The following is a 15,585-nucleotide window of genomic DNA, read 5'->3' as shown; positions in this document are numbered from 1 at the left end:
GACCTACGGCATGTTCGGACTGGGCCTGCTGCTGGTGACGATCTTCTTGTGGGCCACAGCGCTGCTCGCGCTCGCACGCCGTCGCCTCCCGCGGGACCGATGGCGGCGGGCCGTCCGGTTTGCTCCGGCGGGATGCGGTATCGGCTTCGTGGCGGTCGTGAGCCTGTCGGTGCTGCGGATCACTCCGCCGTCCGCCTCGTCCGACCTGGGTTTCATCGCGGGTGCCGCCGGAATCGGCTTCCTGCTGGGCTATCTTACTCCCTCGCCGGCTCGATCCCCGAGCGTCCCGGAATCGCAGACCTTCCCGGCATCCCCGGCCGCGCCCGCCGACCCCGACCAGTGGTTCCCCGACGATCGTTACCGGATTACCGATCGAGTCTGGGATCATGAGCCGGGTGTGCATTATGGTGAGCCTTCGTGACCGCCGATCTCGCGCTGCCTCCGCAGGCGTTGGTAGCGGCTCTGCCGCGGTACACATTCGGGGCTGAACTCGGTCGCGGTGGATTCGGCGTCGTGTATGCGGCGCGGGATCCGCGCCTCGACCGGGATGTCGCCGTCAAGCATCTGCCGAACCGGATCGCGGTTGATCCACAGATGCGTTTCCGGTTCGGCGAAGAAGGACGCGCACTGGCCCGACTGAACCACCCCCATATCGTCACGGTGCACGAATACGCCGACGAAGAAGTAGCTGTCGGCGAGCTGGGCGTGCCGGAGCAGGTCTGTGCCCTCGTGCTGGAGTATCTTTCTGGTGGGACCCTCTCGCAACGTTTTCGCCGCGCTGGTCTCACCATGGAACAGTCCTGCGCGGCTATGTTGGCCGTTCTTTCCGCGGTACAGGCCGCTCACGACCACGGGTTGCTGCACCGCGACATAAAACCCGGTAACGCCATGTTCGACGGCCGCGGTGCGGTAAAAGTGACTGATTTCGGCCTGGCCAGGGTGATTGGCGGGGAGACCACACTGGCTTCTCGGGACGGCCGGTTTGTGATTGCCGGTACACCGGGGTACATGTCCCCGGAACAGGCCCATGGCGATCATCTGGACGTACGCACCGATGTCTACTCGGCCACGGCGATGCTGTATCACCTGCTCGCCGGTAGGCTGCCGTATCCCATCGACGGAGGGTTTCAGCAGTTCCGGCTGCGACAGGCGGCTGCTGATCCGCCACCGCCGGGCAGCGGGGTACCGGACACACTGGCGCGGCTGCTCATGAGCGGGCTGGCCCGTGACCCGGACCGCAGACCGGCGACGGCGGAACGTTTGGCCGAAGGCGTCGCGGCGACCGCGGCCGGGGCCTTCGGACCCGGCTGGCTGGAACGGACAGGCCTGCCAGTGCGGGACATCTCCCCGGCGGTCCGGGCCGCATTGGCATCGGCGGCGTCCGGATCGGTGCGTCGTGACGAGTCCGCACTGTCCACCCGACTAATTACGATCATACCTGGGCGGCTTGAAGAGCAGCTTGGAGCGGGTATTATTGATCTTGATCGAGCTTCGCTCGTACCCGTGCCCGAACTGGTTGGCCGAAGCCTGGGACAGGGCCGCAGCCGCGGTCATCGTGCGGGTGTGGCCGAGAGTCCCACGCGCCGGCTGGCCGTTTCCGCCGCGGTCGCGGCCTTGCTGGTTGTGCTGGCCGCACTGCTGTGGCCGTCGTCACGGCCGGCAGCCGCCACGGATGCCGGCACTGTCGCCATCACGCTGGCCGGAACGCCGCAACCGGCGGTTGCACGGGTTGACCTGGCCGAACCGGTGGACATCGGTGGCACGGCGACGGAGTCCGGGAAGCTGAAGGTAAGTCTGAAACTGTCCGCGGCCGGCATCCCACTCGGCACCGCGACCGGCGATCCGGTGTCGCTGTCCGCCGGGAAGTCCTGGCATGCCCTGGTCGCGGCCCCACAGCTCACTCGCTGGATGGTGGGCGGAGCCGTTCACGGTCAGGTGACATTGGATCATTTGAACGGGCGTACAAGCAGCCAGGACGTCACGATCGAGCCGACCCAGGCACCGCTTGCGAGTGCCATGGGTGCCGGCGGTGTGCTGGCAGCCCTTTTCGCACTCGCCTACCTGGAGTCGATCCGCCGGCTTCTGCGTAACGGCGACCACCCGCGGTCCGCGCTGGTCGCCGCCGGTTTTCTCGGAGCTGTCTTTGGCCTGGGCGTATGGTTGGCAGTGGCTACGCTGAGTCGCCATGTGCCAGCGGTAGCCGCCGGTCTCTGCTGCGTTCTGCTCGGCGTCACCGCAGCCGTCACCGCCGCGCTCGCGACCCGGTCACCAAGCCATCGGTGATCTTCTGGCCTGTTCCCGGCCGGAGCTCGAGCGCGTCCAGCTTCGGGACCGGCTACGAAACCCAGACTCAGAAGCCCGGATGGTACGTTGACTGTCATCGTGACCTTGACAGAACAAGGTCCGTATGGATGTTGCGATAGTAATCATCGGAGGGTGGGAGCATAACCCGTGAAGCCAGATGCCCGGTTCTGAACTTACCCGACGATTGTTCGTTCCGGAGGAACGGTGGGGCTGGGAGTATGTCGATCCCGGCATGAATCTGCACCCCGATCATGATCGGCCGCCAGTATGGCATGAGCCGCCTCCGCCGGACATTAAGAAATATGAAAATAATCTTGAAAAGTGTATGCAGAAACTTCCTAGGGCATTAATATTTCCCGTTTTTATATTTTTGATTGGCCTGGCCCTTGTTCGCTATAATGGATTGTGGATGTTCGTACTAGGGCCAATAGTATGGATTGGACTTTTGGTTTTCCGGATTATTTCTTTTAAAAGAAAAATTATTTTTGAAAAGACCGAATGGCAAAAACATCGTGACGTTGAGTGGGAGAGATACCAGTCGGCCACCGCTGGTTGGCGGGCCACGGTGGAGAGCCATGAGGTGGCCGAGCAGGCACGACGGACGGAAGCACCTCTGTTCCATCCGCTCGCGCCTCGGTCGACCGCGAGCCGGATAGATGTCTGCGGCGGCACTCGTGATGGGTGGGCAAGTCTGCTGGCGACCGTCGGCTCTTCGGTTCTGTCGTCTGGCGGCGGTATTCTCCTGCTCGACTTCAGTGAGCGGGGGATCGGCGGCGGCGTTGCCCAGCTCGCCACCGCGGCTGGTTTCCCGGTTAGCGGCGATGATCTTCCCGCTGATACAGGCCGGCTCGGGCTTCTGCGGGACATCGACCCTGAGGACGTTGCCGAACTCCTCGCGAATGCCGTTGACACGCTCCGCCCGGGGAGCGATAACCCGGCAATTCGGCTTCTTGACGCCGAGATACTCACGACCATCGCCACCAGGCTGGACCCGCCGCTTACCTTCACCCGGCTTGCCTCGGGCCTGCGGGTGCTGCAGGGCCGTGACCAGCTGGACGGCCCTGATGCCCTTTCACCCGAGGAGAGGGACGCCATCGCCAGCCGGCTGGACGCCCTGGGCAGCAGCGAGCGAATTCAACAGGCAATCTATTACCTGAGGGCTTGTCTGGAACGGCTCGCAGAGGGGGACGAGGCCGCGGCGGTGGGCACAGCGCCATCATGGTGGCCGCTATCCGGGCTCCGCGTCATGGAGACGTCGAGCCGTGACACCTCCGCCGCTCGCAAGGAGCTCATCGATCAGGTGCTGTTCCAGATCGTGCTGCACCGGCTCCGGCGCAGCCGGGGCGATGTTTCCCGGGACATGCTGGTGGTTGCCGGAGGGGACCGGATGGGTCTACCCGCGCTGGAAAGCATGGCCAGACATGCCGCTAATGCCGGCATTCGTCTTGTCAACCTGTTCGAACATCTGGCGGAGGGCGCGGAGCGCCTGATCGGTACTGGTGACAGCGCCACGCTTATCATGCAGCTCGGAAACGCAAGGGAGGCCGAGGCCGCGGCCGAGTTCGTCGGTCGCGGGCATAAGTTCGTCTTCTCCCAGATTACCCGGCAGGTCGGCAGCAGCCTCACCACAGGAATGTCAAGCAGCGCGGGTGGGAGCGTTACAGTTTCCGAAACCGAAGGCAGAAGCGGTTCGCGAGGCAAGGGCGGGAGATCGGGTGGTTGGAACCGCTCGGTTTCGGTCTCCCAGTCAGCGTTCTGGGAGGATACCGAGAGCCTGTCAGTCACCGACTCCCAGCAAGACGGCGCGATCATGCAGCGGGTCTACGAGTTCAGCGTCGAGCCGACACAGATCCAACAGCTCCCACCGACCGCTTTTGTGCTGGTCGACTCCTCGCTGGGCGAGCGCCGTGCCGCACTCGGCGACTGCAACCCTGGAATTGTTCTCCTGCCCAGGGTCGCGTCCACCGCTCACCCGGCGGTACCGCCAGCTTCCCGGCGGCCAGGAGTTCTGCCCATGATCACTGGGCAGTCCGTTCCACCGGGTCTGGCGGCAGGTGATGCTGGTGATCAGCCTGAGGCGATCAATCTGGGGCTGCCGTGGGAGCCGGATAACGGGTAGCGGTGCTTTTCCGACCGAACCCTGCTACAGTGACCCAAATCATACGGTCAGGCTGTCGCATTTATGAACGCGGGGGAAGTCATGGACGTCGCTCAAGGTGGTTCCGGCGCCGGCGCCGCTGCTGGAGTCGTGATACTACTCGCCGTCGTCTTCGGCATCGCCTTTTACTTTATTCCGACAATTATCGCCGTGGTGCGCAAGCGGCAGGTCGCTTCGGTCTTCGTGATCAATCTTTTCCTCGGCTGGACGCTCGTGGGCTGGGTCGTCGCCATCGCCCTCGCCGTGAGCAGCGGTGGCACCCCGGTACAGGTGAACGTCAATCAGTCGGCGCCGGGTGGGTACATGCCACCAGGTGGCTGGCAGGATCCAAACGCATACCCACCCGCACAGCAGCAGCTTCCTCCGTCGGACGGCTGGCAGGCCCCGCAGGCAGGCTGGCAGGCGCAACAGCAACAACCGTGGGCGTCACCGTCGGCGGATCCCCGCGAGCAGAACCCGCCCTATGGCGGCCGACAGTGACAGTCAGGAGTGACGGAAGCCAGAGCCGATGTTCTGGCCGTCCCGGGCAGTTGGACTTCTCGAGGAGCTAGATCTCCCGAGAAAGCGGGCCAAAGGGGAAGGTATCCATGACTTCCTCGGGGGCGGCCCTATTCTGGTCTGAGGCCGGAGTGTCGACGGTGAATCTGTCCGGTCCGTACCGGTGTGGTGCCCCGAAGCTGCCAGCCCGGCGCTTCTCCAGGTACTGGGGGTCGTCTTCGCCGTGCTGGTCGGCAGCTGGACCGCTGCTGCTCGCGTAGGCGGGGTCGCTATCACGACCTTCGTGGTCGACCTGGTCCGGATAGTCATAGTCGTCCAGCAGATCCGGGTCGAAATCATCGGGAAAGAGGTTGATATTGTCGACCTCGCCGTGCATCTTTGAGCCGTTGAGGACGACGGGAATCTCCAGATCGCCGACGATATGTTCGACGTAGAACGCACGGTTACCAATGAGCCACAAAGCGAAGCCAGGGTCGAGCCTCGGCAGCATGTCCGAGGCCACGTCGGTAAGGCCGAGCGCCCGCTGGGTTTCCGGGATCTGATCGGACGCCTGCTTGTACAGGATGCGAATCGCCGTTTCGGCGAGCAGGCCCTTGGCCACCTCGACCGAATCCGGCGACGCCGAGAGCAGGTCTGAGATCCGGTGTGCGACGATCGCGTTCGCGCAGCCCCACTGGCGGGCGAGCTTTTGCTGTGCGGACAGCCGTCGGACCAGACCCGCGAAGCGCATCAGTCGCCAGCACTCGTCATAGACGACATAACGCTGCACGCCATCCTGACGCATCAGCGCCGCTTCCATCCAGGCCTGCGCGCAAGTCATGATCAATGCGATCATTTCGTCAGAACCCTGGACCCGTTCGAGGTTGAGCACGGCGATCGGCCGATCGAAGTCCAACGGGGACGTGGTCGGGCCGTCGAAGAGCCCGCCGAGCGCGCCATGAGTGAGCCTGCGCAGCGTCAGCGTCGCGTCCCGGGAGGAATCCCGCAGTTCGGTAGCGGTTACCGGCAGCCCCGAGCAGTCGGCGTCCGTCGGGTTCGTCATGGCGTCCAAGACGTGCGGCAGCAGCGGGACCGCCTGCCGATCAGTGGAGGCACCGGTGATCTGTCGGGTCACGACATCGAGAGCGAGATCCACGGCAGTGTGTTCCGACGGAGTGAGCGGCACTCCTTTCGCGGTTTCGATCAGTGAGGATAGCAGTGCCGAACGTGCCCGCTTGAGTTCCCGGGCCCAGTCACCGTCCGTCATACCGGGCGGCCGAGGCGGAGCGTCCAACGGGTTGAGCCGGGTTGACAGTCCCGGGCCGATGTAGGTCGGCTCGCAGCCGAGCCGTCGCGCGAGCCTGGTGTACTCCCCTTTGGGATCGCAGGGGACGGCAGCCTGGTAACCGAACGCGGCTCCCCGTGAGATCAGGGTCTTGAGCAGGGAGGACTTGCGTGACCCGACCGAGCCGAACACCGCGAAGTTCGGGTTCTCGATGACCTGTTGGCGGTAGAGCTCGAACACGTCGAAGACAAAGGAGTCGCCCGACCAGACATGGCGCCCGATGTACATTCCGGGGGCATTGAGTCCGGCATCCACAACAAACGGGTAGATGCCGGCGATCTGAGCGGTCGTCTCCAGATGGGATGGCAGCCGTAGCCGGTGGAAAAGCCTGCCGGCGTGGGGCCCGGCCAGCCTCGGCGGCTGCTCGCCCCGGCGCAGCGCTGTTCGGGCCCGTCGGATCGCCGCACGTTCGGCTCCCACGGCGGCCCGTTCAGCCCGCGCCGTCGCACGTTCACTCCGGCGTGACTCCCCCTGCTCATACTGGGTTTCTCGGTTCGTTCTGGCTCCGTCTGACCGGTCGACCGTCATGACACCCCTACTGCCAGCGGAAGCGCGGCGACGCTGAACCCCTGGTCTTGTTCGCCTACCAGCCGGACCATCTCCAGCCGACTGCGCGACGCCAGGGTTTCGGCTTCGCCGCACGCGTCGGCCAGGCCGTCCAGATCGTCCGCGGAGACGGTCACGAATCCATGGAAGCGGAATGCGCCGAACCCGGCTATGAGCTCCTGCTCGCGGCGTTCCACTTCGGAGGCTTCCGCCATGTCACGCTGGGTCGTTACCTTGCCAACCTTGTCTCTCATCTGTTGCTCGCCGAGATGAGCCATCCGGCGGCGGTTGACCGCTTTCTCGGCCTTGCGGCCTGGCACCGGCTCGACGACGAGAGAGACTGTCCGCCGGCAGGTTGTTTCCATGAGCAGCGGCGCGAGGAACGCCGCAGGGGACGGGACCCGCGGCCAGCCATTGATCCAGTAAGTGGTGTGGAAGCCGGAGTCGGTGCGGTAGTGGTCCCAGGCCGCGACCGCGCGGACCGGGCCGGCGATCGCTGGATCGATGCCCGACGGCAGCCCCGCGAGCCCGCCCGCCCGGTCCGCCGCGGCACCGCCGCGTGCATCGATCATTTCAATCGAGTACGGGTCGTAGGTGGTGCGGATCACTGCGGCCAGAGCGCGCGGCGGCAGCCAGCCGACCGTGTTGATGGATGCCCTGGCCAGCGCGGCCTCCATGGTTCGCAGCTCACCGAGCAACACGGTGCAGGCTGCGTGATCACCGTTGCCGGCGCGCTGGATGGCCCGGCGCACGTCACGCGTGCGTAGCTGGAACGACAGGAAGGTCTCGTGGCGCCGTGCCACCGGGCCGGCCGCGTCGATAACTTCCTGGTACGCCTGGGCTGCCCACGAGCTGTCATGGTGCCCTCGCACCCGCCAGTGCCGTTGCAGCTGGTCGCCGGAGTCCGGCAGGGTGCGCTCCAGCCACTGGATGCGCGAGAGCCGCCCACCGCCGACGGTCAGCCCTGCCAGCAGCTCGCCCCAGGCGTCCACTCTGGCCTGTTGGTCGCCGGACTCAAGCAACGCGAACTGGCTGCCCTGCACCTGCAACACAGCGGTGAACGTCCCTCGCCTGGCGTCCTTCACAACTGCCACGTAACGGCCGTTACCAACCGGTACCGACAGCATCACCAGGGACGACAACGGCCCTGGCAACGCGGTCTTCGAGAGGTGGTCGGCGTTGTCGCCGGTCCGGAACAACGCCCCACGGAACACCGTCTCGCCCATCACCTTCTGCATCGTGAAACCGAAAAGGATCGGCACCCACTGGTCGAGGTTACGGTCGTCGACGCGAACGAACGCGACGAACCCCAGTAGGCCCGCCAGCGCGATCCAGCCAGGAACGAGTATGACCGGGGACCGCAGCGCTCCAAGGATGCACAGCATCACTCCGACCATCAGCCCGAGCTGCGGCCAGCGCATGCCGAGGAGGATCCCGCCACGTTCCAGCGGGCCGAAACGGTAACTGCGTTCGGCGGCCACGCCCGCTCAGCTTCTTCCGGCGGTGGGGTGGATCGGTGGCGTCGGGGTGCTCATCTTGGACGCCGACGACGGCGACATCGCGGGCGATCCGGTGGATGGGGCAGCTCTTGGCGGGACCGCTCGGGGGACCGGGGTGCGTGGGGGGCGCGCGGAGGTGCCCGCGCGCTCCCTCGCGGGGGCGGCCACGGAGGAACTACCCGCGGAGCTGGCCGGGGCTGGCTGACCACCACCGGCTCGACCTGCTCTGGCGGTCGGGGTACCGACACGCGTTGCCGGGCCGACGCCGGAGCCGCGCTGGTTGCGCGCCCCGGCCATGGCACCGACCGGAGTGAGATCCCCGGTTACGGGCTGGCCCGTCTCCGCCCCTGGACCGTTACGCTGCCGGCTCTGCAACCGCCCGCCGATCCCCCGGAAGGTCTCCCGCGATGATGAGCCGAGCAGCGCACCCGCGCCATGGCCGAAACTCGCTGTACCGCGCTTACTCGCCGTGCCGATCGCCTGCATCACCTGGACGTCGGCCATCCCAATCACATAGAGGAGCGCAAGTGGCGAGAACACCGCGGCGGCCATGATCACAATACCGCTGAGAATCGTCAGCGTCTGGTCCGTGGCCGATCCGGTTGAGTCGCTGGCGATGCTCGCGCCCAAGGTAAAAATCGCATAGATGACGGGCTTGGTGAAGATGAGCGCGGCGAGAATCTCCGCGGCTCGTTTCAGCCAGTTGCGAGTCGACATCGCCGGCTGCCCGGCCAGGTACAGCGGGATGAAAACCGCGACCGCGATGATAGCCACCTCGCGGATATAGAGAACCAGGAAGAGCGCGAACGAGAAGAGTGCGACAAGCAGCGACAGAACCATGTCGAGAGCGAAATTTCCCTGTTGCGGGAGACTTCGGAGCTGGGCCACCAGGCTCGCGCCCAGCGGTGCACCGTCGCCGAATGCTTCGGAGATGCCATCGCTGGCAGAAAGCACCATCTGCAGGAGGGCCAGTACGATGAAGGAGCCGAAGATCGCGGTACCGGTGGATGCGAGAGCACGGCCGAGAATGTACGGGTCCCCGCGTACGGCGCCGATAATACAGGAACACATGAACAGGCCTGTGACAACCATGATGGCTACGCCGAAGACGATATTGTAGTTCCTGACGACATAGTCTTGGTTCAGGTCGATCGCGGTTTTCTGGGCGGCGAAGCTGAACACGGACGAGGAAAGATCCGCCGCCATGTTCGCGAACGCTGCGCCCACCGACCCCAGGAAATCGCCAGCATTATCGGAAACGGCATCCCTGATACCAGCAAGAGGATTGAATCCGATTGCGAGGAGTTGTCCGCTTCGTGCGGCCACCGCGCTCACGTTGTCGGCCTTCCTATGTAGGTAAACCGTTGAATTGCTTCTGCTTCCCTACTTGTGATAGGAGGTGTGCTCGGCCCGTCGGTTGCTTCGGAAAGTTTCCAATCTTCGCTACTCCACGATACTTTACAAATATCCGTCCCCCATTTTTCTTGTGGAGACAGGTCTGAATTGTTGTCGCCGTAAACTCCAATTGAAGATGTGGACCAAATCGAGACAGCCACTTCATCGTTTTTATTGAAAATGGTTTTATATCCAACAACTCGAAGCGAGAAGCCAAATTTTGGATCATTTATTGAAGAAATGGAGAACTTTTTTTCTATTTCTGCATTGGAGTTTATTATTTTTTTTGATAGGGGTTCAACGCTGGATTCTAGGGCAATTGATTTGAATATGGGATGAATTCCCCCTCTGCTTCGCATGCTTGGATCTTGAATTGCTGAAATGTAATTACCGCAGGCGCTTATGGCCCCGGCTTCGGTGTGGGGGTAGCCGACTGGAATCCCGAACTCGTTGATACGAGTCGGCATGCCCGGCAGCTGACGCCCGAGTTGTGTCGGGGTCGGTGTCTGGGGCGGGCTGGTCCCGGTGCCGCCCCCCTCGCTGGGTCTGGCCACGACGGTGCTGGAGGCCTCGGCACCCGGCTGCACGCGTCCCACAGGTTCGGCCCTCCGCGGCTGGGTGACGGTCGCGTCCGGCGCGGGAAAGGCGTAGCGGCCGAGGAGAACACCAGCGATCATCGTCACCACACCGGTGGCCGCCAAGAGGCCAGCGAGACGGCGTGTGGCCCAACCATCCTGGTTGACCAACGTCCCCTCCTTCGGCGTGACGGCTTTGGACGTGACTGCTCCGGCGATGACAGTCGACCCATTATCCCAATATCAGCCGGTCGGGATGCCAAGAACCGGTCAGAACGGCCATGGCGAGGGCGCCTGGTTGTGGTCCCCAGGGTCGAGCATTCGCACAGCAGCCGGCCTGTCCAGCGCTTTGGGCTGGTCGGGGGTGCCGGACGACGCGGTCGCTCCGGTCGCGAGGAAGAAGTTGACGACGGCGGCAGCGGCTCCGACGAGAAAGGCGAGCCCGAAGCCGGCGAGTACGCCACCCTTGCCGATTGCCGAGGCACGGTCGAGGCCCATCCGTTCGCCGAGTGCCCAGGCTATGCCACCGAGAAGTACGGCGGCGACGGCCGCGATCACGGCGTAGGCGGCGAGACCGTTGACGAGGTCCTTGAGCGCGTTGATCCCCGGCGCTTTGGAGTCGTCAGGCTTGATCTGGACCTGAGCCAGGATGACCCCTACCTGCGCGGTCGTGGCTTGGACGATCATTGCTGTTCCCTTCCTGGGGCCAGGTCGGCGCGCAGATCGTCGGATGATACGCCTGGAGCTGTAATCCGATCATGCGTGACGGAAGTCGCCGCGGTGGCTGTGTCGCCGATCTCATCGTTGTCGACGCCGATGTCATCCTGGTCACGGCAGGCGTCGACAACGGTCGCGGCCAGCCGGAGGAAGGCCCGCCGGCTGCGCCACCGCAGCCGGAAGAACGGGATCGGCACACTGTTGCGCTGTCCCCGGCCAGCGTTGTCCCTACGGCTGGGGCCGTTTCCTGGACGGGCAGGAGCTACGTCTGTCACAGTGTCGTCCAGCCGCGCGTCATAAGGGATACGGACTATCGCATCCACCCGTCGAGCTAGTTTGGCCGCGGCCGACCGGGTCTGCGGTGACCATCGCCCCCGGCGGACCGATACGGCTGCGACGATCACCACTGGAGGCGGGCCGCCGTGGCCTGCCCGCAGACCGCCTGAGGCACGCAACGAGGCCGCGGCTTCGGTGAGATCACCGGGAAGTGCTGGTACGACCAGGACGATGACCCTGGCATCGCCGAGTGTGATCGAAGCCAGCGGCGAGTTCCAGTCGAGCGGGGTGTCGACAAGCACCAGCGGGTACGCCACTCCCAGCGTGGCGAAGGCTGAGGCGAGTACCGGGGGGGTGAGCGGGCCGGGCATCCCAGCTGGCACCAGCGCGGGCGGGGGTGCCGCGACCTGGTCGGTCGGCGCTGAGGTGGTAACACGTGCTTTGCCTGACCGGGGAGCTGTCAGCGCTGCCGGTTCGCTTGGCCGGCAGGCGGGCAGGACGTCCAGGCCCGCGGCGTCCCCGCTCAGGTAGGCGCCGTCGGCGCCACCATTGATCAGCCAGCGCAGTTCGCCGACCGGCCGAGTCGCTCCGCCCCGACGGGCCCGGTAGGAGATGGCGTCCGCGACGAGATCACTGACAGTGGCCGATGGGTATGCGCCGACACGCTCCGCGAGCGACATCCCGGATGTGCTGTCCGGGGCGAGGCCCATTGGGGTCGCTGCGTGTTCCAGATCGTCGCAGAGATCTACGGCGAGCACGGGTTCACCGCGGATGCCCGCGAGAGTCAGACCGATCATCGCTGTGACGGTGGTACGGCCCGAGCCGCCGGTCAGTGATGCGATCGCCACCCGCCAGGAGCCCGCCAACGGCGCGGCGGCCCGGTCCGCGAGGGACTCGCGGACAGGAATCTCCTCCCACGGTTCCAGGGTGGTGACGTCTGCCCATGGTTCCTGCCACGGCCACAGGTCCTGGCTGGCCCGGGGTGCGGGCACCGCGGGAAGACGCGCTCGCTCCGCTGTCGATCCTGTTGAGGGCTCCTGCCTGGCCGGGGCAGCCAGTGGGCCCGCGGCCTCGTCCACGTGTTGACCGGGCTGCCCGATGGGCTCGTCGGATTCCGCCGCGCCGGATCCGGCGGTGTCCGTCTCCAGTGACTGGGCGTCGGCCGTGGTCACGTTTGGCCTCCGCGGCCTGTCGCGCCCAAGGCGCCCGCTCAACGGCCCGGGGATCCGGGCCTCCGGTGCCGCGGAGAAATCACGGTCACGTCGCCGCTGGCTGCCCCGACGCACGACCGTGGGCAGGCCTTCGGCGGCATGCGGGTCCGCTGGACGGGATGACGAGTTCGGGTCGGTGGATGGTCGGGCCACCACCGTGGGGGCTGTCGGCGCCACGGATGCGGGCGGGGGCAGCGCCACAGGCGGGACCGCCGTCGGTTCCGGCGCCGCTGTCTGTTCAGGGGCCGCGGTCCCGATCCCGCCGGGAGCATCGATCACTTCGGCAGGTGTGGGCTCCGTGGCTTTTTGTATCTGAGCTGTCTCGTCCTGTAGCAGGAATGTCTCGGCTTGGCGGGGATCGTCGACCGGAGCGGGGCTGTCGTCGGTCGGGCCGCTGCGGAAGCGGCGACGCCGACGCCCGGCCACCCGGCCGTTCGCCGTGTCCGCACCGGCGCCAGCGCTGGCCGCGGTTGCGGATCGGGGCGTCGGGATCGGCTCGGTGGGGGGCGTGCCACGGGTCGTCGAGGCTGGACGTGGGGTCGACGCGGGTATCCGGGCGCCGATCAACGAGACGGGACGTGCGTCACCGTCCTCATCGTACGGTCCCTGCGACACATCGGTCACGCGCTGTCGACCTCCGTGGTAGTCTCCGGCTGCTTGATGCCCATTACCGCTACTTGTGGTTGGTTGGTTTCTGCTTTGAACGGATCGATGTAACACGAGCAGTTCAAGTATGACAAGCCCCCTTCAGGACTCGTCACGGTGGCTTGCATGGGTGTAACTTCCGGCGCCAGCGACGATGTGCTCGGGAAGGGGGTCGTCGCGTGGCACAGGAAGGCGTCCCGGTGGCGGCGTTCGCGGCAGGCAGGGATCCCGCGGACGATGACGTGCTGACGGTCGACGAGCTTGTCGCGTGGTTGCGGCTCTCGGAGAGTACGGTGCTGAAGCTCCTGTCTGAACGGGAGATCCCGGCCCGCAAGATAGGTCACCAGTGGCGTGTCCGCCGCGGCCGGGTCCGGGACTGGCTGGACGGCCGGGAGTGATGTCTCCCGGTTCGCACGTCGAATCGACGCTGTCCCGGCAGGCGTCCAGGATGATCGTGATTGTGACCGCGCTGGTGCTGCTGGGTGGTGTTATGCCGGCCTGTTCGGCGATCCGTGACGTTGCGGCGCGAGCCACCACCGGCCCACCCGTGACCGGGCCGCCACCGGCCGCGAACATACCGCCCGGCCCTCCTCTCGCCACTGCCTCAGCACCGGCCCCCACTCCGCTGGACACCTATGATCCCGCAAGCGTGGCTGCGGACTGTTTCGTTCGCTGGCAGTCCTTTGACGCGCGGGCCGACAGCGGGCCGAACGCGGGCTTGGCGCGCGCCCGCAACTGTATGACCCCGGACTTCTTCGCCCAGCTCGGCGGGGACGGCCTGGGTGAAGGCGCCGTGTCGGGAGCGGACCGGGCCTGGTCCGACCTGCAGGCGGCCGGCACCCGGTCCACGGTCGTGGTATTGGCCACATCCTCGTTCGGCGGTGTCGACACCAAGGCCACCGGCCGGGTGGTGTTGTTGCTGAACGTGCGTCGCACGACTGTGAGCGACCACACCGGTGACCGGGTGGAGACCGTGTCGAACCCGCTGCTGACGTTGTTGCGCCAGCCCGACGGCACCTGGCTGGTGGCCGGAGCGGATCTCGCAAACTCCTACGGCGATGCGCCGGGCCGGTAAACGATGGTGTCGGGAGCGGACCGGGCACGTAGCCGGCGGCGGTGGATGATCTGGACAGGCGTCGGTCTCACAGGAACCGTCATCGCGTTCGTCTTCGTGGTCGTGGCGATTGTTGTGATCATCGCTGGGCCGTTCATCGGGAACAACGGATCTGGGCGGAGCCGGGTCATCACCAATGGGGATGGCATCCCGCCCGAGTACCTGCCCATGATCACCGAAGCGGCGAACAACGCCGGCTGCGACGAGGTCACTCCGGCCGTCCTGGCAGCCCAGCTGCATCAGGAGTCCGGCTTCAACCCGACCGCTCAGTCCGGCGTGGGCGCGATGGGGATCGCCCAGTTCATGCCCAGGACATGGGCGATCCACGGCCATGGGGATGTGTGGAATCCAGCTGACGCCATCCCGGCCGCGGCCCGTTATGACTGCGAGGTGGCCGCGTCCGTGGCGTCGGTGCCTGGCGATTCGCAGGAGAACATGCTCGCGGCCTACAACGCGGGGCCCGGCTCCGTGCTGGCCTACGCTGGTCTTCCGCCTTACCCGGAAACCCGCAACTACGTACGAACCATCCTCGCGTTGGCGCAGGTCTACGGTGACGCCGTCGCCACCGGGGCGCCGGTGTCGGCCACCGCCGTCGCTCCGGTGGTGGCATTCATGCGCTCCCAGCTCGGCAAGGCGTACGTGTGGGGCGCGACCGGGCCGGACGCCTGGGACTGCTCGTCGCTCGTGCAGGCGGCGTACGCACAGATCGGGGTGTCGATCCCGCGGGTGACCGTTGACCAGATGCGGGCTGGTCCGTCGGTGTCCGGGGTTGATCCCCAGCCCGGCGACCTGCTGTTCATCCCGGGCGCCGACGGTACGCCCGTGGCACCTGGCCATGTCGGGATGTACGTCGGTGACGGCCGGGTGATCGCGGCGAAGGGCGCTCGCTGGGGAGTCGTCGAATCGGACCTGTCGGACTGGACGTCGATCGTGGCGGTGACACGTCCCCTCGCCGGTCCGTGAGCGTGCTGGGCTTCTCATGCGACGGCGGTGACGAAGTGCGAGATTCCGTCCGCGATGTTCCCGAGCAGACAGACCGTCGACTGGACCAGACTGGCCGCGTCGGTGGGTGTGTTCGCAACATAGAAGATCACAAACGCGATTGCGCACACCGGTGCGAGCTTCTTCATGCCAGACCTCGCGGGGAAGACGGGTGGACGGGCGCCGTCCACGATGACCGGAGCCTGCCGCTACCCACGGTGTTCCGACATGCTGATAACTCGTTTGCGTAACCAACTGAATACGCGTGGTGTCTTCTGTCCGGACCGTCGGGAGCCCTCGATGGCCGGTTCATCGGCTTAGTGGTCGGCGCCGGAAGTTCAT

The 15,585-nt window shown here is 65.7% G+C and carries 14 protein-coding genes; 6 read left to right on the top strand and 8 right to left on the bottom strand.

Annotation, left to right across the window (positions count from 1 at the left end):
• Positions 1 to 3: 3 nt before the first annotated feature.
• A complete protein-coding gene (locus MJ797_RS27335; RefSeq protein WP_374581195.1) occupies positions 4 to 216 on the bottom strand; it encodes a hypothetical protein in 213 nt (70 codons plus the stop codon).
• Between the two features lie 201 nt (positions 217 to 417).
• Between MJ797_RS27335 and MJ797_RS01835 the strand changes: the two genes are divergently transcribed.
• From MJ797_RS01835 to MJ797_RS01825, 3 genes are all read left to right on the top strand, one after another.
• Positions 418 to 2,283, top strand: a complete 1,866-nt coding sequence (locus MJ797_RS01835; protein ID WP_239331081.1) for a serine/threonine-protein kinase — start codon at positions 418 to 420, stop codon at positions 2,281 to 2,283.
• Positions 2,284 to 2,713: 430 nt separating this feature from the next.
• Positions 2,714 to 4,423, top strand: coding sequence for a hypothetical protein (locus tag MJ797_RS01830; RefSeq protein WP_239331078.1), 1,710 nt, complete (start codon positions 2,714 to 2,716; stop codon positions 4,421 to 4,423).
• A gap of 81 nt (positions 4,424 to 4,504) precedes the next feature.
• The gene (locus MJ797_RS01825; protein ID WP_239331076.1) at positions 4,505 to 4,942 is read left to right on the top strand and encodes a superinfection immunity protein; all 438 of its coding nucleotides are present in this window, start codon (positions 4,505 to 4,507) and stop codon (positions 4,940 to 4,942) included.
• 67 nt (positions 4,943 to 5,009) lie between these two features.
• Here MJ797_RS01825 and MJ797_RS01820 read toward each other — a convergent pair whose 3' ends face one another.
• From MJ797_RS01820 to MJ797_RS01795, 6 genes are all read right to left on the bottom strand, one after another.
• Entirely contained in the window at positions 5,010 to 6,704 is a 1,695-nt protein-coding gene (locus MJ797_RS01820; protein WP_374581192.1) for a conjugal transfer protein TraC, read from the bottom strand.
• Between the two features lie 104 nt (positions 6,705 to 6,808).
• On the bottom strand, positions 6,809 to 8,311 hold the full coding sequence (locus tag MJ797_RS01815; protein ID WP_239312598.1) for an SCO6880 family protein: 1,503 nt from the start codon (positions 8,309 to 8,311) through the stop codon (positions 6,809 to 6,811).
• Between the two features lie 6 nt (positions 8,312 to 8,317).
• Positions 8,318 to 9,655: a hypothetical protein gene (locus MJ797_RS01810; protein ID WP_374581190.1), complete on the bottom strand. Its 1,338-nt coding sequence runs from the start codon at positions 9,653 to 9,655 to the stop codon at positions 8,318 to 8,320.
• A gap of 5 nt (positions 9,656 to 9,660) precedes the next feature.
• Positions 9,661 to 10,191, bottom strand: coding sequence for a hypothetical protein (locus tag MJ797_RS01805; RefSeq protein WP_239331067.1), 531 nt, complete (start codon positions 10,189 to 10,191; stop codon positions 9,661 to 9,663).
• Positions 10,192 to 10,569: 378 nt separating this feature from the next.
• Entirely contained in the window at positions 10,570 to 10,986 is a 417-nt protein-coding gene (locus MJ797_RS01800) for a DUF6112 family protein (RefSeq protein ID WP_239331064.1), read from the bottom strand.
• Positions 10,983 to 13,127: a hypothetical protein gene (locus MJ797_RS01795; protein ID WP_239331061.1), complete on the bottom strand. Its 2,145-nt coding sequence runs from the start codon at positions 13,125 to 13,127 to the stop codon at positions 10,983 to 10,985. Before MJ797_RS01795 ends, MJ797_RS01800 begins: the two co-directional genes overlap by 4 nt.
• Positions 13,128 to 13,327: 200 nt before the next feature.
• Here MJ797_RS01795 and MJ797_RS01790 point away from each other — a divergent pair, with 200 nt between their 5' ends.
• From MJ797_RS01790 to MJ797_RS01780, 3 genes are read left to right on the top strand one after another with little or no spacing between them, the layout of a single operon-like run.
• Positions 13,328 to 13,546, top strand: coding sequence for a helix-turn-helix domain-containing protein (locus MJ797_RS01790; RefSeq protein WP_239311254.1), 219 nt, complete (start codon positions 13,328 to 13,330; stop codon positions 13,544 to 13,546).
• A 50-nt stretch (positions 13,547 to 13,596) separates the two neighbouring features.
• On the top strand, positions 13,597 to 14,223 hold the full coding sequence (locus MJ797_RS01785; RefSeq protein WP_239331058.1) for a hypothetical protein: 627 nt from the start codon (positions 13,597 to 13,599) through the stop codon (positions 14,221 to 14,223).
• A gap of 45 nt (positions 14,224 to 14,268) precedes the next feature.
• Complete coding sequence (locus MJ797_RS01780; RefSeq protein WP_239331055.1) at positions 14,269 to 15,225, top strand: bifunctional lytic transglycosylase/C40 family peptidase; 957 nt, start codon at positions 14,269 to 14,271, stop codon at positions 15,223 to 15,225.
• 14 nt (positions 15,226 to 15,239) lie between these two features.
• Here the strand turns inward: MJ797_RS01780 and MJ797_RS01775 are convergent, their stop codons facing one another.
• The gene (locus tag MJ797_RS01775) at positions 15,240 to 15,392 is read right to left on the bottom strand and encodes a hypothetical protein (RefSeq protein WP_239311257.1); all 153 of its coding nucleotides are present in this window, start codon (positions 15,390 to 15,392) and stop codon (positions 15,240 to 15,242) included.
• Positions 15,393 to 15,585: the final 193 nt, after the last annotated feature.

It is taken from the genome of Protofrankia sp. CiP3 (assembly GCF_917627345.1).
Taxonomy (GTDB): Bacteria; Actinomycetota; Actinomycetes; order Frankiales; family Frankiaceae; genus Protofrankia.
This window is presented reverse-complemented; position numbering and strand designations above follow the sequence as displayed.

Bases quoted from the DNA above. Each gene is read 5' to 3' on its own strand.
- MJ797_RS01825 (WP_239331076.1), top strand. From the start codon at position 4,505: ATGGACGTCGCTCAAGGTGGTTCCGGCGCCGGCGCCGCTGCTGGAGTC.
- MJ797_RS01780 (WP_239331055.1), top strand. From the start codon at position 14,269: ATGATCTGGACAGGCGTCGGTCTCACAGGAACCGTCATCGCGTTCGTC.
- MJ797_RS01830 (WP_239331078.1), top strand. From the start codon at position 2,714: ATGTTCGTACTAGGGCCAATAGTATGGATTGGACTTTTGGTTTTCCGG.
- MJ797_RS01805 (WP_239331067.1), bottom strand. From the start codon at position 10,191: ATGCCGACTCGTATCAACGAGTTCGGGATTCCAGTCGGCTACCCCCAC.
- MJ797_RS01775 (WP_239311257.1), bottom strand. From the start codon at position 15,392: ATGAAGAAGCTCGCACCGGTGTGCGCAATCGCGTTTGTGATCTTCTAT.
- MJ797_RS01800 (WP_239331064.1), bottom strand. From the start codon at position 10,986: ATGATCGTCCAAGCCACGACCGCGCAGGTAGGGGTCATCCTGGCTCAG.
- MJ797_RS27335 (WP_374581195.1), bottom strand. From the start codon at position 216: ATGAAACCCAGGTCGGACGAGGCGGACGGCGGAGTGATCCGCAGCACC.
- MJ797_RS01785 (WP_239331058.1), top strand. From the start codon at position 13,597: ATGATCGTGATTGTGACCGCGCTGGTGCTGCTGGGTGGTGTTATGCCG.